Below are 17,766 nucleotides of genomic sequence, written 5' to 3'. Positions count from 1 at the left end.
TGAAGACCTCTTCTTCGCGCTTGCCTGCCGCCAACTGGCCGGCAGGCCAGGTCTTCACCCGGGGCACCCCGCCGCGGAAGGAGGGTTGCCGGCCAGCAAGCCGGGGCTGTCGCTGGCACTCATGACCTGTAAAGAGTCTACGAAATGCGTCCCCGCAATGGCGAAGAATGTGACAGCAATATGACTCCCGGCGTCGAGGCGCCGGGAGTCATACGCGTCAGTCGCCCTTGGCGGCGCGGAACCCGGCGTCGAGGTCGGCGATGATGTCGTCGATGTGCTCCAGCCCCACCGAAAGACGGACCAGCCCCGGAGTGACCCCTGCCACCGCCTGTTGTTCCGCTGTCAGCTGGCTGTGCGTGGTGGACGCCGGGTGGATGACCAGCGAGCGCACGTCACCGATGTTTGCCACGTGCGAGTGCAGTTCCAGCGCATCCACGAAACGCTTGCCGGCCTCGGCCCCGCCGGCGATGTTGAAGGAAACGATCGCACCGGTGCCCTTGGGTCCGTACTTGCGGCCGCGCTCGTACCAGGGGCTGGACGGCAGGCCCGCGTAGGCAACGGATTCGACGTCGTCCCTGGCCTCCAGCCATTCGGCGACGCCCACGGCGTTGGCAACGTGGCGCTCGACGCGCAGGCTCAGGGTTTCCAGGCCCTGGGCGATAAGGAAGGCGTTGAACGGGGACACCGCGGAGCCGAGGTCACGCAGCAGCTGGACGCGGGCCTTGAGGATGTAGGAAAGATTCGCGCCCAGGGCGCCCCCGGCGCCGAGGTCCCTGGCGTAGACAAGCCCGTTGTAGGTGGGGTCAGGGGTGTTGAACCCCGGGAACTTCTCCGGGTCCTTGCCGAAATCAAAGTTGCCGGAGTCCACGATTACACCGGCGATCGCGCTGCCGTGGCCGCCAAGGTACTTCGTTGCCGAGTGGACCACAATGTCGGCGCCCCACTCCAGCGGCCGGATGAGGTACGGCGTCGACAGAGTGTTGTCCACGATCAGCGGGACGCCTGCCTCGTGGGCGGCGCCGGAAACGCCTTCAATATCCAGGACGTCCTGGCGCGGATTGGACACCACCTCGGCGAAGAAGAGCTTGGTGTTGGGCCGGACGGCGTCCTTCCACTGCTGGAGGTTGTCCGGGTCCTCCACAAACGTCACCGAGATGCCGAACTTCTTCAGGGTGTGGGCCAGCAGGTTGTACGTGCCCCCGTAGAGGCTGGGGCTGGCCACCACGTGGTCGCCGGCTTCGGCGACGTTGAGGATGGCGAATGTCTCGGCGGCCTGTCCCGAACTGAGCAGCAGCGCCGCCAGCCCGCCTTCAAGGCTGGCCACGCGCTGCTCCACCGCGTCCTGGGTTGGATTGCCGATGCGGGTATAGATGGGCGCCAGCTCGGCCAGCGCGAAACGGTTGGCGGCGCTTTCGGCACTGGGGAACACGAAGGACGTCGTCTGGTAAATGGGGAGGGCCCTGGCGCCGGTGGCGCTGTCCGGCTCCTGGCCGGCGTGGATCTGGCGTGTTTCGAAAGACCAGGCATTGGACATTGGAGGCTCCTTCTAGGGAAGGGCACCGGGGCCGGCGCACGTGCCGGGCCGGGTCTGGTGCCGCGCTTGCCGTCCGGCGGTTGCCGGAGGCCAGGTCCTCACCCGGGGCACCCCACCGCGGAACGAGGGTTGCCGGCCAGCAAGCCGGGGCTCAATGCTGGCGCTCATGACCTGGACCCAGTGTAGGAGCGGAGCAAACCGTCTGAATAGGTTTATGACGAAGGACGTCGGCTGCGGTATTTCGTGGGCTTTGGGGCCGTCCGCCATAACGTCCCATCTTGGTAAGGACACCCTTAGCTGAGAGCTCCATCACAAAGTGCCAAGATGAGGGCATGCGCATGGATCACGTCTCTTACGCCTGTGAACAAGATGGCTTGGCTGCCACCACCGAACGTATTGCAACCGCCCTCGGCGTCGAAGCCGTGAAGGGCGGGGTACACCCCCGTTTTGGCACCCGCAACATGATTATCCCGCTGGCCGGGCACAAATACCTGGAGGTCGTGGAGGTCCTGGACCACCCGGCATCCGACAAAGCTCCGTTCGGGCAGGCTGTCCGGGCACGCTCCGCAGCGGGCGGCGGCTGGATGGGCTGGTGCGTCGAAGTGGACGACCTGGCACCGTTCGAAGAACGCCTCGGCCGCTCGGCCGTTAACGGCAACCGCAAGTTCCCGGACGGCCGCGAACTTGTCTGGAAGCAGATCGGCATCCTGGGCCTTATCGCAGACCCGCAGGTGCCGTACATGCTCAAGTGGGAAGGCGACCCGGAGCTTCACCCGTCCAACGCCTACCCGAGCAACGTTAAGATGTCCAGCCTCACCATCGCCGGTTCGGCCGAGCGCGTCACGGAATGGCTCGGTCAACCGGTCGAGAAGCCCTTGGAGGATGTGGCTGTTGAATGGGTCGCCCCGAAGGGGACGCCGGGAATCCTCTCCGTCACGTTCGAAACCGCCTCCGGCGCGGTAACCATCTAACCCCTGTTCCACCGTGTGGCCCTCCGGGCCACGGGCAGCGCGCTGCCCTGACAAACTTCGGCCGCTATCAGCGGGTGCCAACGACGTCACCCACCGATAGCGGCCGAATCCTTTTAAGAGGTTGCCGGCTAGCCCAGCCCGATGGCCTTGCCGAACAGGCTGAAGCCGACGAACGCCACAACGTCCAGCAGCGCATGGGCGATCACCAGGGGCATCACGCGGCGGGTCTTCGTGTACACCCAGGCGAAAACAACACCCATCACGGCGTTGCCGATGAACGGGCCGAAGCCCTGGTAGAGGTGGTAGCTGCCGCGGAGCATGGAGCTGGCGAAGATGGCCAGCGGCATGCTCCAGCCGAACTTCCCGAGCCTGTCCAGCAGGTACCCCACCACGATGACTTCCTCCACGATCCCGTGCCGTACGGCGGAGAGAATCAGCACCGGGATGGTCCACCAATAGGCGTCCAGCGCGCTGGGGATGATGGCCGTGGTGATGCCCAGCGCCCGTCCGGCCGCATAGAGCCCCAGGGAAGGGATGCCGATCAGCGCTGCCAGGCCCAGCCCCTGCAGCAGGTCCTTCCCCGGGCGGGCGAAGGTGAAGCCGAGTTTGCGGAAGGCCGAAGCGCCGGACTCCCCCGACTTCCGGTGCTCGGTGAGGAAATAGATGACCAGCACCACCGGCACCAGGGCGAAAACAATATCCAGCAGCTGGTAGGTCAGGTCGAAATATTCGCGGCTGCTCTGGGAGCGGTTAAGGGTGGAGGTCCCCTCCGCAAGAGGTGCCCGCGTCAGCTTGTCCAGCAACTGCACCACCGAATACACGGCCGACTGCCCTAGCGACAGACCGAGGACAATCCAGACTTCTAACCGCAGACGACGGCGGGAGGGAACCAGCATGTTCCTATCTTGCCTTCCCTTTCTGGTTCTTTCCTGTCCGCCGCTTCCGGCTGGTCGGGGCCGCCGCTTCCGGCTGGTCGCGGGGGCAACACATCCACGTGGCCGCGCTGCCCGGGGCCTATGCTTGGAATTTATGAGTGCGCCCGGAAAAATCATCATGATCCGGCACGGCCAGTCAGCCGCCAATGCCGACACCTCCATTTATAACCGGGTGCCCGATTACCGGATACCACTGACCGAACTCGGCCTTGCACAGGCCCGGGCCGCAGGCGAGGAGATCCGCCGGGAACTGGACGGCCGGCAGGTGTGTGTCTACGTCTCGCCGTACCTCCGGGCCTACCAGACTCTCGAAGCGCTCAATCTGGGACCGCTTGTAGAGCGGATTATCGAGGAACCCAGGCTTCGTGAACAGGACTGGGCGAACTTCCAGATCGCCGGGGACATCGAGGACCAAAAAGAACTCCGGAACGCCTACGGCCACTTCTTCTACCGGTTCAGGGAGGGTGAATCCGGATCCGATGTCTACGACCGGATCTCCTCCTTCATGGAAACACTGCACCGGCACTGGTCCAAGCCCAGCTACGCCCCGAACGCCCTCTTCGTGACGCACGGGCTCACCATGAGGCTGTTCTGCATGCGCTGGTTCCACTGGTCCGTGGAGTATTTCGAATCCCTCAACAACCCGGACAACGCCGAAGTGCGGACCCTGGTGCGCACGGATGAAGGCAAGTACGAACTGGACAAGCCGTTCAGCCAGTGGGAGGACCGCCGCGTGGACGAGACAGTCCTGGACGCTCCGCCCATGATCTTCTAGCGGCCGCGTTTCAACGCGCCCGCACGCCGGCCCGCCAGACGGCGTGGGTCAGCGGGATGCCCGGCCGGTAGGCAAGGTGGGTGGCGGAGGGGGCGTTGAGCAGGTGGAGGTCCGCGCGGTGCCCGACGGCGATCGAACCGACCGCGCGTTCGCCGTCGGCGTCGTTCCCCTCGTCGCGGTGCAGCGCCAGCGCGCCCCCGTACGTGGCGGCCCGGACGGCCTCGTGGACGCTGAGCCGCATCTGGAGCACGGCCGTGGTGACGCAGAAGGCCATCGAGCTGGTGTAGGAGGTACCGGGGTTGCAGTTCGAGGCCAGGGCGAGCTGCACACCGGCGTCGAGCAGTTCCCGTCCCGGTGCCAGCGGCTGGCGGGTGGAGAGGTCGCAGGCCGGCAGGCACGTGGCGACAGTCCCCCGCGTTCCGGCGCCGGCCGCCGATTCCCAGCCGGACCAGCTGTCCGCGAGGTCGTGGACGTCGGCGCGGGACAGGTAGTTCACGTGGTCCACGCTGGCGGCCCCGAATTCAACCGCCAACCGCACCCCGGGCCCCTCTCCCAACTGGTTGCCGTGCACGCGCAGGCCAAGGCCCGCATCCTTGCAGGCCTGCAGCACTCGGCGCGACTGTTCCTCGGTGAACGCCCCCTGCTCGCAGAACACGTCCGCCCAGCCGACATAGGGCAGGACGGCCGCCAGCATGGGCCCGCACACCAGGTCGGTGTATTCGTCGGGGTCGTTCCCGGCGGGGACCAGATGGGCGCCCAGGTAGGTGACTTCGTCAGCCACAGTCGACGCGATGCGCGCGCTGCGCGTTTCGTTCTCCACGTCCAGGCCGTAGCCGGTCTTGGTTTCCAAGTACGTGGTGCCCTGCGAGACGGCTTCGGCCACGCGGCCCAGGGCCAGCCTGGTGAGGTCGAAGTCGCTTGTCCCGCGGGTGGCGCCAGTGGTCACGGCGATGCCGCCGGCGCTGTAACTCTCGCCGGCCATCCGGGCCTCGAACTCCGCAGTCCTGTCACCGGCAAAGATCAGGTGGGTGTGCGAGTCCACCCAGCCCGGCAGCAGCGCCCGGCCTCCCGCGTCTACGGCATCGTCAGCGGCCGGCGCGGCCGACGACGGCCCGATCCACGAAATCCGCTCCCCCTCGATCACCACGGCGGCGTCCTTGAGGACGCGGTGCTCCGCGTCCTGGGTCATCAGCTCGGCAATGTTGGTGATCAGGGTGCTCATGGGTCCATTCTTCAGTGCCGGATGGACCAGCGGGTTGCGGCCAGCGCAACCGCTGTCCGGGATGCCGGACTGAGCCCGGCGTCCTCGTCCCGGGCGCCCTGCCCCGCCGACGGCCCTGCCAGGATGAGGTCGGCTGCGAGCTCAGCAATGCCGGACGAGGTCTGGAAACCGTAACCGCCCTGTCCGGCGAGCCAGAAGAATCCGGTGGCTTCGGCGTCGAACCCCACCACCGGGACGCCGTCGGCAGCTTCGGTGCGCAGGCCGGTCCACGCGGACTTGACGTTCCTGATGCCCATGGTGGTCACCGCGTTGAGCCGCGCCACCAGCGCCTCGACATCGCCCGGGTAGGGCTTCGCGTCCTCAGGCCCGCTCGGCACGGATTCCGACGGCGAAATCAGCACGTCCCGTCCTTCCTTGCGGAAGTAGAACGATTCGTCCGCTGCCGCCACCATGGGGCAGGAATCCGGGAGGGGACGTTCGACGTCGACAATCGCCGCCGTGCGCCGGTACGGCTGGAGGCCGAGCTTCTCCACGCCGCTGATCACGGCCAGTTCATCGGCCCAGGCCCCGGCAGCATTGACCACGATCCCGGCCTGGAACGCTTCCTGGCCGGCCCCGAGCTCCCAGCCGGACCCCAGCCGCTGGGCGGAATGGACCTTGGCTCCGGTGATGATGTCCACCCCGCCCGCCTCGGCACGGCGCCGGTGGTCTTCCAGCAGCACGGGGGCGTTGCAGGCGAACGAACCGGTATCCAGTCCGGCCGCGGTGAAGAACCCTGGCTCCAGCACCGGGCACAGCTCCAGTGCTTCGGCATGGGAAATCCGGTGCATGTGCCCGCTGGCTTCTTCCCGGACGGTCTCTTCGTCGCCGATCAGCATGAAGCTGCGCGGCGAAAGGACAGGCTCCGGAAGCTCCGCGTCCCGGGCCGCAATCAGCCCGAGCGTGCGGAGCGTCAGCTCCTGCACCACCACGGGGCCGTAGCTGGGAATCAGTTGCCGGGCCGAGCGGGCCGAGGTGTGGTAGGCCAGGGACTGTTCGGCCTCGACGAGCGCAACGCTGCATTTAGCGGCAAGGGCAGAGGCGAGGGACAGCCCGGCAATGCCGCCGCCCACAATCACCACATCGTAATTTGCTGACATGACTCCATCCTTGCACCCGGCAGGACGTCACGTCAGTACCTTAGGCTCCTACCGCGTCGCGGCTGTCCACGAACGCCCGGACGCAGGCTTCGACGTCCTCGGCACTGTGCGCGGCTGAGAGCTGGACACGGATCCGGGCGGCCCCCTTGGGCACCACGGGGTAGCTGAAGGCAGTGACGAACACTCCGTGCCGGAGCATCCGGTCTGCCACCTTTGCCGCCATCACGGCGTCCCCGAACATCACCGGCACGATCGCGTGCTCGCCGTCCAGCAGGTCGAACCCTTCTTCCGCCATCCGGTTGCGGAACAATTCGGCGTTGGCAAAGAGCTTGGAGCGCAGTTCGGCGGAGCTCTCCACGAGATCCAGGGCCTTCAGCGTCGCTGCGACGATGGCCGGTGCCAGCGAGTTGGAGAACAGGTAAGGGCGGGCCTTCTGCCGGAGCATGGCGATGACCTCGCGCCGGCCGGAGACGTAGCCGCCGGAGGCGCCGCCCAGTGCCTTGCCGAACGTGCCGGTGTAGATGTCCACGCGGTGGCCCACCCCGGCGTGCTCGGGGGTTCCCGCGCCGGTGGCGCCCATGAAGCCCACGGCGTGTGAATCGTCCACCATCACCAGGGCATCGTACTTTTCGGCCAGGTTGCAGATGGCTTCGAGCGGCGCGAGGTAGCCGTCCATGGAGAAGACGCCGTCCGTCACGATGATCTTGCGGCGGGCCGGGTTCTCCTGCGTAGTGGCCTCGATCAGTTTCGCTTCGAGGTCCGCCATGTCGCGGTTGGCGTAGCGGAACCGCCGGGCCTTGCAGAGCCTGATGCCGTCAATGATGGACGCGTGGTTCAGGGCGTCGGAGATGACGGCGTCTTCGGGCCCGAAGAGGGACTCAAACACGCCGCCGTTGGCGTCGAAGCAGCTGGAGAACAGGATGGTGTCCTCGGTGCCCAGGAACTTGGAGACGCGCGCCTCCAGTGCCAGGTGCAGGTCCTGGGTTCCGCAGATGAAGCGCACGCTGGCCATGCCGAAGCCCCGCTCGTCCATGGCGGACTTCGCGGCGGCAATGATGTCCGGGTGGTCCGCCAGGCCCAGGTAGTTGTTGGCGCAGAAGTTCAGCACGTCGGCGCCTGCCTCGCCGATCCGGCCTGCCGTGATGTGGCTGGCCTGGGGTGAGTCGATGTGGCGTTCCGTTTTGAACAGGCCTGCCGTGCGGATCTCGTCCAGCTCGTTCTGCAGCTGGTCCTTGATGGCTGAATACATGGGGTGTGCTCCTCAGCTGGGTGAATCGTTAATCGGTGCCGGAAAGTATTGCAAGGTCTAGAAGACGGTCCAGTCCAGGACAACTTTGCCGCCCACACCGGCGCGGGCAACGTCGAAGCCCTTCTCCCAGTCCGTGGCGGGCAGGGTGTCCGTGACCACCGCCGAGATGTTGGTGTGCAGCACCGGGTTGGAGGACAGCATGGCGCTCATGGCGTACCAGGTCTCGAACATCTCGCGGCCGTAGATGCCCTTCATGGTCAGCATATGCGTGACCACCTTTCCCCAGTCGATGTCGATGGACTGGCTCGGCAGGCCCAGCATCGCGATCCGGCCGCCGTGGTTCATGTTGTCGATCATCTCCGGAAGGGCGGTGGGATGCCCGGACATTTCCATGCCGATGTCGAACCCTTCGCGCATGCCCAGTTCGCGCTGGGCATCCTTGACGCGCATCTTCGAGACGTCGATGGCAAGGTCCACGCCGAGCTGGCGGGCCAGTTCCAGGCGCGGCGCGGAGACGTCGGTGATGGCGATCTTCCGGGCGCCGGCGTGGCGGGCCACGGCAATGGCCATCAGCCCGATCGGACCGGCCCCGGTGATCAGCACGTCCTCGCCCACGAGCGGGAAACTCAGGGCGGTGTGGACTGCGTTGCCGAAGGGATCGAAGATGGCGCCAAGTTCGGGCGTGACCGAGGGATCCTGGTGGACCCAGACGTTCGTCTCGGGGATCACCACGAATTCGGCGAATGCGCCGTCACGCTGGACTCCGACGCTCACGGTGTGAATGCACATCTGGCGGCGGCCGGCACGGCAGTTGCGGCAGATGCCGCAGACAATGTGGCCTTCGCCGGAGACCCGGTCGCCCACTTTGACGTCGCGGACGTCCTCGCCGGTTTCCACCACTTCGCCGTAGAACTCGTGGCCGGCGATCAGCGGAGCCTCGATCATGCCCTGGGCCCAGGCATCCCAGGACTGGATATGAAGGTCCGTGCCGCAGATCCCGGTGGTCATCACGCGGATCTTCACGTCGCCGGGGCCGGTTTCCGGCTCCGGCCGGTCCACCAGCTCAAACCCGGCGTGTGCGCCGGCCTTGTACAGAGCCTTCATTGGCTTCCTTACTCTTGGTTTTACTCTCAGGAATGCGGCGCCCCGCAGAGGTGCGGCGGGGTTGGCTCCCTTCATTAGAACCACAAAGAAGCATTAGCACAACCGAATTCTTCTCAATCGACGATTTAGAAAAATCTAAGCAATAGACTCGGGGAATGGAAATCCATCAGCTCGAAATGCTCCGGGAACTCGGCGCCCTCGGCAGCGTCAAAGCGGTGGCCGAAACGCTCCTGGTCACCCCCTCCGCCGTCTCCCAGCAACTGGCGGCTTTGCAGCGCAGCGTGGACGTCCCGCTGACGCGGAAGGAAGGCCGGAACCTGGTGCTCACCGAGGCCGGCCAGGCACTGGCGGACGCCGGTGCCGCCGTCGTGAGCGCGATGGCGGATGCGCGGATGGCGATCGGCGCGTACCACGGCTCCACGGTGGCACCGGTGACGGTGAGCGGTTTTCACAGCGCCGGCCAGGCACTCTTTGCGCCTCTGGCCCGGCTGCTGGACTCACCGGACAAACCCAGGGTGCTGCTGTCCGACGAGGATGTTGCCCAGCAGGACTTCCCCGCACTGACTGCCCGGTATGACCTGGTGCTGGCGCACCGGATGGACCACAGCCCGCGGTGGCCGGAGGAGCGGGTGGCCGTCATCCCGCTCGCGCACGAGCCGCTGGATGTGGCGTTATCCGCCGGACACCGGCTGGCGGGCAAGGAAACCCTGACGGCGCACGACGTCGTCGGCGAACCGTGGGTGACCAGCCACACCGGCTACTCCCCCGCGGACGTGCTGTCCGCCGTCGCGGCGGTGTCCAGCCGCGAGCTGAACATTGTCCACCGGATCAACGACTATTCCACCGTGGCGGGACTCGTGGCCACGGGCAGTGTCATCGGGCTGCTGCCGCGGCACACCGCCCGGCCCGTGCTGAACCCGGAGATCGTGCTCCGGCCGCTGCGGGGCATCAGCACCCGGCGCCGGATCGACATCCTGGCCCGGCCGGAAAACCTTAAGCGGACCTCCGTGATGATGGTCTGCGAGGCCCTCGAGGACATCATGGCCGGGCTCGTCTCCCCTTAAAGCCCAACTGGGTCGCAGTAGATGTCGTTATGAGCGCTCATAACGACGTTAACTGCGACCCAGTTGGGTTAAATCGGGTGACTTAGCCTTCGACGCCGAGGCGCTCCAGGATAAGCTCCTTGACCCGGCCGGCGTCGGCCTGGCCGCGGGTGGCCTTCATGACCGCACCCACGATGGCGCCGATGGCCTGGAGCTTGCCGCCGCGGATCTTGTCTGCGACGCCGGGCTGCGCGGCGAGGGCCGCGTCGATGGCTTCGAGCAGGGGCCCGTCGTCGGAAACCACGGCCAGGCCGCGCTTCTCCACGATCTCCTCCGGAGTGCCTTCGCCGGCGAGCACGCCGTCGAGCACTTCAGCGGCCATCTTGTTGTTGATCTTGCCGGCTTCCACCATCTTGTTCAGTTCCACGATGGTTTCGGGCTTGACGCCCAGCTGGCCGGGGTCCACGTCGGCGTTCTTGGCGCGGCCCACGATCTCGCCCATCCACCACTTGCGGGCCACGGTTGCCGTGGCGCCGGCGGCGATGGTTTCCTCGATCTCGTCCATGACGCCGGCGTTGACCACGTCGCGGAATTCCAGGTCCGAATAGCCCCAGTCGGCCTGGAGGCGCTTGCGGCGTTCGGCCGGCGGCTCGGGCAGGGTGGCGCGCAGTTCCTCCACCCATTCGCGGGAAGCGACGATCGGCACGAGGTCCGGCTCCGGGAAGTAGCGGTAATCATCGGCGTCGGACTTGGCCCGGCCCGACGTCGTCGAGCGGGTGTCCTCGTGCCAGTGGCGCGTTTCCTGGATGACCGGCTCGCCGGAGTCCAGGACGGCGGCGTGCCGCTGGATTTCGTAGCGGACGGCGTGTTCGACGGCGCGCAGCGAGTTCACGTTCTTCGTCTCGGAACGGATGCCGAAGCGTTCGCGGCCGTGGGGACGCAACGAGACGTTCGCGTCGCAGCGGACGTTGCCGCGTTCCATCTTCGCGTCCGAAACGCCGAGGTTCTTCACGATTTCACGGACCGCGGCGACGTAGGCCTTGGCCAGTTCCGGCGCGCGGCTGCCAGCGCCCTGGATCGGCTTGGTGACGATCTCGACCAGCGGAACACCGGAACGGTTGTAGTCAACCAGCGAGTAGTCGGCGCCCTGGATGCGGCCCGCGGCCCCGCCCATGTGTGTCAGCTTGCCGGCGTCCTCTTCCATGTGGGCGCGTTCGATTTCGACGCGGAACACGGTGCCGTCGGAGAGCTCGATGTCCAGGTAGCCGTCGTACGCGATGGGTTCGTCGTATTGGGAGGTCTGGAAGTTCTTCGGGGTGTCCGGGTAGAAGTAGTTCTTCCGGGCGAAGCGGCAGGTCTCGGCGATCTTGCAGTTGAGCGCCAGGCCGATCTTGATGGACGACTCAATGGCCGTCTTGTTCACCACGGGGAGCACGCCGGGCATGCCCAGGTCCACCTCGTTGACGTTCGTGTTCGGCTCGTCGCCGAAGACGTTCGGGGCGGAGGAGAACATCTTGGTCTTGGTGTTGAGCTCCACGTGGACCTCGAAGCCCAGGACGGGATCGTACTTCTCCATGGCCTCTTCGAAGCTCAGGGTTGCGTCGGTGCTCATTATTTTGCCTCCTGGGTTTCGAGGGTCTCGGCGGGCTCGACCACCGAGGTGGCCAATTCCGGGGCCTTGTCCAGCAGCGGACCGCCCCACTGTGCCTCGAGCAGCGATTCGAGCACGGCACCCACGCGGTACAGGCGCGCATCCTGGCGCGCCGGGGCGAGGAGCTGGATGCCGACCGGCAAGCCGTCCTCATCCGCCAGGCCGCCCGGCAGGGACAGGCCCGGGACGCCGGCCATGTTGGCCGGGATGGTGGCGACGTCGTTGAGGTACATGGCCAGGGGGTCGTTCAGCTTCTCGCCGAGCTTAAAGGCCGTGGTGGGCGCCGTCGGGGAGATCAGCACGTCGGCCTGGGCGAACGCGGCCTCGAAGTCGCGCTGGATCAGGGTGCGGACCTTCTGGGCGGAGCCGTAGTAGGCGTCGTAGTAGCCGGCGCTGAGCGCGTAGGTGCCCAGGATGATGCGGCGCTTCACTTCGTCGCCGAAGCCTGCGGCGCGGGTGGCGCCCATGACGCGTTCGATGGTGAGCGGGGCATCCTTGGGCAGGACGCGCAGGCCGTACCGGACGCCGTCGAACTTGGCCAGGTTGGAGGAGGCCTCCGAGGGCATGATCAGGTAGTACGCGCCCAGCGCGTACTTGAAGTTGGGGCAGGAGACCTCGACGATTTCCGCGCCGGCCTGCTTGAGCAGTTCGAGCGATTCGTTGAAACGGTTCTCGACGCCGGCCTGGTAACCCTCGCCGTGGAGTTCCTTGATGATGCCGATCTTCATGCCGTCCACGTTGCCCGTCCGTGCGGCGGCAACCAGGTCTTCCAGCGGGTCCGGGAGGGACGTGGAGTCGTGCGGATCGTGGCCGCCAATGACCTGGTGCAGCAGGGCCGAGTCCAGCACGGTGCGGGAGACCGGGCCGATCTGGTCCAGCGAGGAGGCCATCGCGATGGCGCCGTAGCGGGAAACGCTGCCGTAGGTGGGCTTGACGCCCACGGTGCCGGTAACGGCGCCCGGCTGGCGGATGGATCCGCCGGTGTCCGTGCCGAGGGCAAGGGGCGCTTCAAACGCGGCGACGGCAGCAGCCGAGCCGCCGCCGGAACCGCCCGGGATCCGGTCCAGGTCCCACGGGTTGCGGGTGGGACCGTACGCGGAGTGCTCCGTGGAGGAGCCCATGGCGAATTCGTCCAGGTTGGTTTTGCCCAGGATGGGCATCTTGGCGTCGCGGAGGCGCTTGACCACCGTGGCGTCATACGGGCTGTGCCAGCCCTCGAGGATCTTGGAGCCGGCCGTGGTGGGCTGGCCGATGGTGACAATGAGGTCCTTCACGGCGATGGGGACGCCGGCCAGTTCGTGGAGCTCCGCAGCAGCCGGGCCGCCGGCGGCGCGGATGGCGTCCACCTCTGCGGCGACGGCGAGCGCCTCCTCGGTGTTGACGTGCAGGAAGGCGTGCACTCCGCGGGGGCCGCCGTCGACTGCAGCGATACGGTCCAGATAGGCCCGGGTGACCTCAACGGAGGTGACCTCGCCCGCTGCAAGCTTCTGGGCGAGCGCGGCGGCGGAGAGGCGGATCAGTACGTTGTTCTCAGTCATGTATCAGTCCTCATCCAGAATGGCCGGAACCTTGAAGCGGCCTTCGTATGCGTCAGGGGCTCCGCTCAGGGACTGCTCGGATGTGAAGGTGTGGCCCACAACGTCCTCGCGGAACACATTCGTCAGCGGAATCGGGTGGGACGTGGCCGGGACATCATCACCGGCGGCTTCACTGACGGACTTCACTGATTCGACGATGACGGCGAGTTCGCCGGCCATCCGGTCCAGCTCTTCAGCACTCATCTCGATGTGCGCGAGACGCGCGAGATGCGCGACGTCGTCGCGGTTGATCGCAGCCATGGATCTCCCCTGCAATGTAGTTTTGGTTTCCCCCATAGTCTACGTTGCAACAGTGTGCCCGCCTGACGACCCCCAGCGGGCGTCAGACGGGCAGCACCGACCTGCGGCGCCAGCTGCAAGCAGCCCACAGCCGCAGGCAGCTTTACCCTAGCCGATGCCGATGGCTCCCGTCAGCATTCCGACTCCCAGCATGACGAGCGAGATGACGGCGGTGCGCCACAGCACCTTCTTGTGGTGGTCGCCCAGGTCCACCTTGGCGAGCGAGACGAGCAGCAGGATGGCCGGAACCAGCGGGCTCTGCAGGTGGAACGGCTGGCCGGTGATGGATGCCCGTGCCATTTCGGCGCCGCTGACGCCGTAGTGGGCGGCGGTCTCGCTCAGGACGGGGAGGACGCCGAAGTAGAAGGCGTCGTTGCTCATGAAGAACGTCATGGGGATGCTGAGGACGCCGGTGATCACTGCCATGAACGGGCCCATGCTGGCGGGGATGATCTGGACGAGCCAGGCGGACATGGCCTCGACCATGCCGGTGCCTTTCAGGACGCCGGTGAGGACGGCCGCGGCCATGACCATGCTGACAACGGCCACGATGGACGGTGCGTGGGCGATGAGCTGGGCGCCCTGGTCCTTGACCTTCGGGAAGTTGACCAGCAGGGCGATGGCCGAGCCCACCATGAAGACGAACGGCAGCGGAATGACGTTGGCGACGAGCGTGACCATGACGGCAACCGTCAGGCCGAGGTTGAACCAGAACAGCTTGGGACGCAGGGTCTTGCGGTTGGGGTCCAGGGCGGTGTCAGCCATGGCGGAATCCCGGTCGTCAACGAGTTCCTCGGTGCGTTCCAGCACGGCAACGGAACCGCCGACGGCGGGGCTGCCGGCTCCCGTGGGGCCCGTACCCTTGCGTCCGGTACCGGAACCGCCGGCTGTGCGGCCGCCGCTGGTGCCGCCGTCGAACTCTTCTGCCGTATCAGGCACGCCCCAGATTTCCGGCGCGGTGGCGCGGAGGCGGTTGCGTTCCTGCAGGCCCAGCAGCCAGGCGAAGGCGAAGACCACAACGAGGCCGGCGATCAGCGACGGGATCATGGGGACGAAGACGTCGTTGACGTCGATCTTCAGCGCGGTGGCGGCGCGGGCGGTGGGGCCGCCCCACGGCAGGATGTTCATGGTGCCGTTGGCGAGGCCCGCGACGCAGGTCAGGACCACCGGGCTCATCTTCAGGCGCAGGTAGATGGGCAGCATGGCCGCGGTGGTGAGGATGAAGGTGGTGGAGCCGTCACCGTCCAGGGACACTGCGGCGGCCAGGATGGCGGTGCCGAGCACCACCTTGGCGGGATCGTTTCCCAGCTTGCGGAGGATGAACCGCACCAGGGGGTCGAACAGCCCGACGTCGATCATCAGCCCGAAGTAGATAATGGCGAACATCAGCAGGGCTGCTGTGGACGTCATGGACTTCATGGAGTCCATGACCATGTCCCCGATGCCCAGTCCCGCCCCGGCGAACAGCCCGAAGACGGTGGGGACGATGATCAACGCCAGCACCGGCGTCAACTTCTTCGTCATGATCAGCACCATGAATACCGCGATCATGGCGAATCCAAGTAATACCAGCACGGCCGGCTCCTTTGTCAGTCAGTGGCACCACTCCGGTGTGATGCGCACTACAGACGTTAGAGTGGCCCGCGTCACGGCAGTGCCTTTGGCTCAATTGATTGGCATACTGCTTATTGGGAGCATTTTGCTCATTTAGCTCAGCAGGCCACTACCCCGTCACCATCCCCGTCAGCATCCCCGTCAGGAGGGCAATGAAGCGTCCGTCACCGAGGCCGCCGCTGCGGTTCTCCACGCAGACCCTGCTGCTCCAGGTCGGTGTGGTTTTGCTCGTGGTGCTGCTCAGCGGCGCCGTGCATGCCTGGCTGACGTACGAGCGCTTGGGGAGGGAAGCCGAGAACCAGGCGCTCACCCTGGCCCGAACCGTCGCCTCGGATCCCGCAGTCCGCCGGGAGGTCCAGGCCATCAGCCGCGAGGCGGGCACTCCCCCGGCATCGGTGCTGCTGGCCGGACCGCTAATGGCGGTGGCTGAGGGTGCCCGTACCCGCACGGGGGCACTGTTCGTGGTGGTCACGGATGAAACGGGCCTGCGGCTGGCCCACCCGGACGCCGACCGGCTCGGCGAAAAGGTCAGCACGGATCCCTCCGAAGCCCTCTCCGGCAAGGAGGTGACCACCCGGAACACCGGAACGCTGGGACCCTCCGCGGGTGCCAAGGTACCGGTCTTCGCGCCGGATTCGGACACGGTGGTGGGCGAGGTCAGCGTGGGGTACTCCACCGAGAGCGTCGCCCAGAGCCTGGCCCGGGACATCACCCCGATTGCGCTCACGGCGGCAGGGTCGCTGCTGGCCGGAATCCTGGCCTCCTTCCTCCTGCGCCGCCGGCTGCAGCGGCTGACGCTCGGCCTGGAGCCGGAGGAGATCAGCACCCTGGTCCACGACCAGGTGGCGGTTCTGCAGGGCGTTGACGACGGCGTGATCGGCGTTTCGGCCGACGGCAGGATCAGCGTTTTCAATGCCGCCGCCCAGCGGCTCCTCGGCCAGCCGGACCTCACCGGCACGCCGTGGAAGCGGGCCCCCGTCCCGGAGCAGCTGAAGGCCCTCACCCTGCCGGACGCCGCCGAGGCCGACGCCGCCGAAGTCATTGCAGGGTCCCGGGTGCTGGTGGCCAGTGCCCGCAAGGCGCTGCACCGGCAGGAGGACCTGGGCTGGGTGGTGATGCTCCGCGACCGCACCGAACTCCAGCACCTGACCCGCCAGCTGGATGCCGTGGGCACCATGTCCACGGCGCTGCGGGCCCAACGCCACGAATTCGCCAACCAGCTGCACACCATTGCCGGCTTCATGAGCATCGGGCAGCATCAGCAGGCCCGGGACTACCTGGCGCGGCTGGCTGCCACGGGACCGCTGAAGTTCCCCGTGGACCAGGCCGAACTCCTCCAGGACCCTTACCTGCAGGCGTTCGTGGGGGCCAAGGGCGTGGAAGCGGACGAACGCGGCGTGACGCTTCGGATCGGCCCGGAAACGCTGGTCCGCGGCCAGGTCACAGAGCCGCAGGACGTCACCACGGTGCTCGGGAACCTGATCGACAACGCCGTGAACGCCGCCGTCGCCGGTTCCGCTACGGACCGCTGGGTGGAGGTGGAGCTGCTGGACGAACCGGGAGCCGACGGCGGGACGCTGCATATCGTCGTCGGGGACTCCGGCGACGGCCTGGCCGTCGAAGCCGCGGCGGGCGGAGCGGACGAAGCCGCGGCGGACGCCGTGTTCGCCGAAGGGTATACGACGTCGGCACGGCCGGCGCGTGCAGGCGGCGGGCAGGGACTGGGGCTGGCACTGGCCCGGCAACTTGCGCGGCGCCGCGGCGGAGACGTCAGGGTGCTGGAGCCCGGCTCCCCCGGCGGACCGGGTGCCGTCTTTATGGCGACGCTGCCGCGCACCACCGCCGACTCACCCGGACGGGAGAAGTCCCTCACGGAGGACAGGTTTATCGGAAAGGACAACGATGTCGGGAAGGACACCGATGGTTGAGGATTTAAGGGTCCTGATTGTGGACGACGATTTCCACGTCGCCAAGCTGCACGCGGCCTACGTGGATTCGGTGGCGGGTTTCATGGCGCTGCCGCCCGCGGGTTCGGCTTCGCTGGCGCTGCAGGCCATCCACAGCCTGCGCCCGGACCTGGTGCTGCTGGATGTCTACCTCCCTGATGCGTCGGGCCTCGACCTGCTCGGCCAATTGGACGTGGACACGATGATCCTGAGCGCGGCCTCGGACGCGGCGTCACTGCGGGTGGCCTTTCGTCGCGGCGCCCTGGGGTACCTGCTGAAGCCTTTCACGGCGGAGTCCCTGTCGCAGCAGCTCCGTTCCTATGCCCGGTACCGGCGGATCCTGGCCCAGCCGGGTGCACTGGACCAGGACACGGTGGAGCGGGCCAAACGTTCGCTGATTCCCGGCGACGTCACTCCCTCAGCCAAGCCACGCTCCGCTACCGAGGCCGCCGTGCTCGAATCATTGGTGCCCGGGGAGCAGTATTCGGCGGCCGAAGTCGCCGGGCGGGTAGGGGTATCCCGGGCCACCGCCCAGCGGTACCTGTCCTCGCTGGCGGACGACGGCGCCGTCGACATCCAGCTCCGCTACGGCACCACGGGCCGCCCGGAACACCGCTACGGCCTCCCGGCGAAATAATCCCCACAAGCAAGCGCGAACGGACACTTGAGGCCCCTGAATCCGCGGATTCAGGGGCCTCAAGTGTCC

The 17,766-nt window shown here is 66.9% G+C and carries 15 protein-coding genes and 2 riboswitches; of the genes, 5 read left to right on the top strand and 10 right to left on the bottom strand.

The genetic code is table 11. The features are described from left to right. Positions 1–11: 11 nt before the first annotated feature. A riboswitch (SAM riboswitch) is annotated at positions 12–127 on the bottom strand. 90 nt (positions 128–217) lie between these two features. Further along, positions 218–1,534 (bottom strand): bifunctional o-acetylhomoserine/o-acetylserine sulfhydrylase, encoded by a 1,317-nt coding sequence (locus ACFVWT_RS19570; protein WP_390250777.1) that lies wholly within the window; start codon positions 1,532–1,534, stop codon positions 218–220. A gap of 57 nt (positions 1,535–1,591) precedes the next feature. After that, a riboswitch (SAM riboswitch) is annotated at positions 1,592–1,706 on the bottom strand. A gap of 160 nt (positions 1,707–1,866) precedes the next feature. Between ACFVWT_RS19570 and ACFVWT_RS19565 the strand changes: the two genes are divergently transcribed. Next, a complete protein-coding gene (locus tag ACFVWT_RS19565) occupies positions 1,867–2,505 on the top strand; it encodes a VOC family protein (protein ID WP_028272557.1) in 639 nt (212 codons plus the stop codon). A 128-nt stretch (positions 2,506–2,633) separates the two neighbouring features. On the opposite strand, the gene ACFVWT_RS19560 is transcribed toward ACFVWT_RS19565, so the two are convergent. After that, positions 2,634–3,401: a CPBP family intramembrane glutamic endopeptidase gene (locus ACFVWT_RS19560; RefSeq protein WP_390250775.1), complete on the bottom strand. Its 768-nt coding sequence runs from the start codon at positions 3,399–3,401 to the stop codon at positions 2,634–2,636. A gap of 133 nt (positions 3,402–3,534) precedes the next feature. Between ACFVWT_RS19560 and ACFVWT_RS19555 the strand changes: the two genes are divergently transcribed. Next, positions 3,535–4,215, top strand: coding sequence for a histidine phosphatase family protein (locus ACFVWT_RS19555; RefSeq protein WP_390250773.1), 681 nt, complete (start codon positions 3,535–3,537; stop codon positions 4,213–4,215). Positions 4,216–4,225: 10 nt separating this feature from the next. Here ACFVWT_RS19555 and hutI read toward each other — a convergent pair whose 3' ends face one another. The 4 genes from hutI to tdh are packed head-to-tail and all read right to left on the bottom strand — an operon-like array spanning position 4,226 to position 8,929. Further along, positions 4,226–5,437 (bottom strand): imidazolonepropionase, encoded by a 1,212-nt coding sequence (gene hutI / locus ACFVWT_RS19550; RefSeq protein WP_390250771.1) that lies wholly within the window; start codon positions 5,435–5,437, stop codon positions 4,226–4,228. A gap of 11 nt (positions 5,438–5,448) precedes the next feature. Beyond that, positions 5,449–6,576, bottom strand: a complete 1,128-nt coding sequence (locus tag ACFVWT_RS19545) for an NAD(P)/FAD-dependent oxidoreductase (protein ID WP_390250769.1) — start codon at positions 6,574–6,576, stop codon at positions 5,449–5,451. A gap of 40 nt (positions 6,577–6,616) precedes the next feature. After that, positions 6,617–7,825: a glycine C-acetyltransferase gene (locus tag ACFVWT_RS19540; RefSeq protein WP_390250767.1), complete on the bottom strand. Its 1,209-nt coding sequence runs from the start codon at positions 7,823–7,825 to the stop codon at positions 6,617–6,619. A 57-nt stretch (positions 7,826–7,882) separates the two neighbouring features. Next, the gene (gene tdh / locus ACFVWT_RS19535) at positions 7,883–8,929 is read right to left on the bottom strand and encodes an L-threonine 3-dehydrogenase (RefSeq protein ID WP_390250765.1); all 1,047 of its coding nucleotides are present in this window, start codon (positions 8,927–8,929) and stop codon (positions 7,883–7,885) included. 155 nt (positions 8,930–9,084) lie between these two features. On the opposite strand from tdh, the gene ACFVWT_RS19530 reads away from it, so the two are divergent. Then, complete coding sequence (locus tag ACFVWT_RS19530; protein WP_390250763.1) at positions 9,085–9,993, top strand: LysR family transcriptional regulator; 909 nt, start codon at positions 9,085–9,087, stop codon at positions 9,991–9,993. An 82-nt stretch (positions 9,994–10,075) separates the two neighbouring features. Here ACFVWT_RS19530 and gatB read toward each other — a convergent pair whose 3' ends face one another. From gatB to ACFVWT_RS19510, 4 genes are all read right to left on the bottom strand, one after another. After that, positions 10,076–11,584: an Asp-tRNA(Asn)/Glu-tRNA(Gln) amidotransferase subunit GatB gene (gene gatB / locus ACFVWT_RS19525; RefSeq protein ID WP_390250761.1), complete on the bottom strand. Its 1,509-nt coding sequence runs from the start codon at positions 11,582–11,584 to the stop codon at positions 10,076–10,078. Next, positions 11,584–13,161 carry an Asp-tRNA(Asn)/Glu-tRNA(Gln) amidotransferase subunit GatA gene (gatA, locus tag ACFVWT_RS19520; protein WP_390250759.1) on the bottom strand — a complete coding sequence of 526 codons (1,578 nt, stop codon included), beginning with the start codon at positions 13,159–13,161 and terminating at the stop codon, positions 11,584–11,586. Before gatA ends, gatB begins: the two co-directional genes overlap by 1 nt. Positions 13,162–13,164: 3 nt before the next feature. Beyond that, positions 13,165–13,461 carry an Asp-tRNA(Asn)/Glu-tRNA(Gln) amidotransferase subunit GatC gene (gatC, locus tag ACFVWT_RS19515; protein WP_043479953.1) on the bottom strand — a complete coding sequence of 99 codons (297 nt, stop codon included), beginning with the start codon at positions 13,459–13,461 and terminating at the stop codon, positions 13,165–13,167. 147 nt (positions 13,462–13,608) lie between these two features. Then, positions 13,609–15,075, bottom strand: coding sequence for a CitMHS family transporter (locus ACFVWT_RS19510; RefSeq protein ID WP_390250756.1), 1,467 nt, complete (start codon positions 15,073–15,075; stop codon positions 13,609–13,611). A gap of 191 nt (positions 15,076–15,266) precedes the next feature. On the opposite strand from ACFVWT_RS19510, the gene ACFVWT_RS19505 reads away from it, so the two are divergent. Both ACFVWT_RS19505 and ACFVWT_RS19500 read left to right on the top strand, forming a co-directional pair. Then, positions 15,267–17,042 carry an ATP-binding protein gene (locus tag ACFVWT_RS19505; protein WP_390250754.1) on the top strand — a complete coding sequence of 592 codons (1,776 nt, stop codon included), beginning with the start codon at positions 15,267–15,269 and terminating at the stop codon, positions 17,040–17,042. Beyond that, entirely contained in the window at positions 17,035–17,697 is a 663-nt protein-coding gene (locus tag ACFVWT_RS19500; protein WP_390250751.1) for a response regulator, read from the top strand. Before ACFVWT_RS19505 ends, ACFVWT_RS19500 begins: the two co-directional genes overlap by 8 nt. Positions 17,698–17,766 lie beyond the last annotated feature (69 nt).

The sequence above is a fragment of the Arthrobacter sp. NPDC058288 genome, assembly GCF_042880995.1.
In the GTDB taxonomy this organism is placed as follows: domain Bacteria; phylum Actinomycetota; class Actinomycetes; order Actinomycetales; family Micrococcaceae; genus Arthrobacter.
This window is presented reverse-complemented; position numbering and strand designations above follow the sequence as displayed.

Excerpts from the sequence above, each read along its gene's own strand:
- ACFVWT_RS19570 (WP_390250777.1), bottom strand. The coding sequence starts at position 1,534 with ATGTCCAATGCCTGGTCTTTCGAAACACGCCAGATCCACGCCGGCCAG.
- ACFVWT_RS19565 (WP_028272557.1), top strand. The coding sequence starts at position 1,867 with ATGCGCATGGATCACGTCTCTTACGCCTGTGAACAAGATGGCTTGGCT.
- ACFVWT_RS19560 (WP_390250775.1), bottom strand. The coding sequence starts at position 3,401 with ATGCTGGTTCCCTCCCGCCGTCGTCTGCGGTTAGAAGTCTGGATTGTC.
- ACFVWT_RS19555 (WP_390250773.1), top strand. The coding sequence starts at position 3,535 with ATGAGTGCGCCCGGAAAAATCATCATGATCCGGCACGGCCAGTCAGCC.
- hutI (WP_390250771.1), bottom strand. The coding sequence starts at position 5,437 with ATGAGCACCCTGATCACCAACATTGCCGAGCTGATGACCCAGGACGCG.
- ACFVWT_RS19545 (WP_390250769.1), bottom strand. The coding sequence starts at position 6,576 with ATGTCAGCAAATTACGATGTGGTGATTGTGGGCGGCGGCATTGCCGGG.
- ACFVWT_RS19540 (WP_390250767.1), bottom strand. The coding sequence starts at position 7,825 with ATGTATTCAGCCATCAAGGACCAGCTGCAGAACGAGCTGGACGAGATC.
- tdh (WP_390250765.1), bottom strand. The coding sequence starts at position 8,929 with ATGAAGGCTCTGTACAAGGCCGGCGCACACGCCGGGTTTGAGCTGGTG.
- ACFVWT_RS19530 (WP_390250763.1), top strand. The coding sequence starts at position 9,085 with ATGGAAATCCATCAGCTCGAAATGCTCCGGGAACTCGGCGCCCTCGGC.
- gatB (WP_390250761.1), bottom strand. The coding sequence starts at position 11,584 with ATGAGCACCGACGCAACCCTGAGCTTCGAAGAGGCCATGGAGAAGTAC.
- gatA (WP_390250759.1), bottom strand. The coding sequence starts at position 13,161 with ATGACTGAGAACAACGTACTGATCCGCCTCTCCGCCGCCGCGCTCGCC.
- gatC (WP_043479953.1), bottom strand. The coding sequence starts at position 13,461 with ATGGCTGCGATCAACCGCGACGACGTCGCGCATCTCGCGCGTCTCGCG.
- ACFVWT_RS19505 (WP_390250754.1), top strand. The coding sequence starts at position 15,267 with ATGAAGCGTCCGTCACCGAGGCCGCCGCTGCGGTTCTCCACGCAGACC.
- ACFVWT_RS19500 (WP_390250751.1), top strand. The coding sequence starts at position 17,035 with ATGGTTGAGGATTTAAGGGTCCTGATTGTGGACGACGATTTCCACGTC.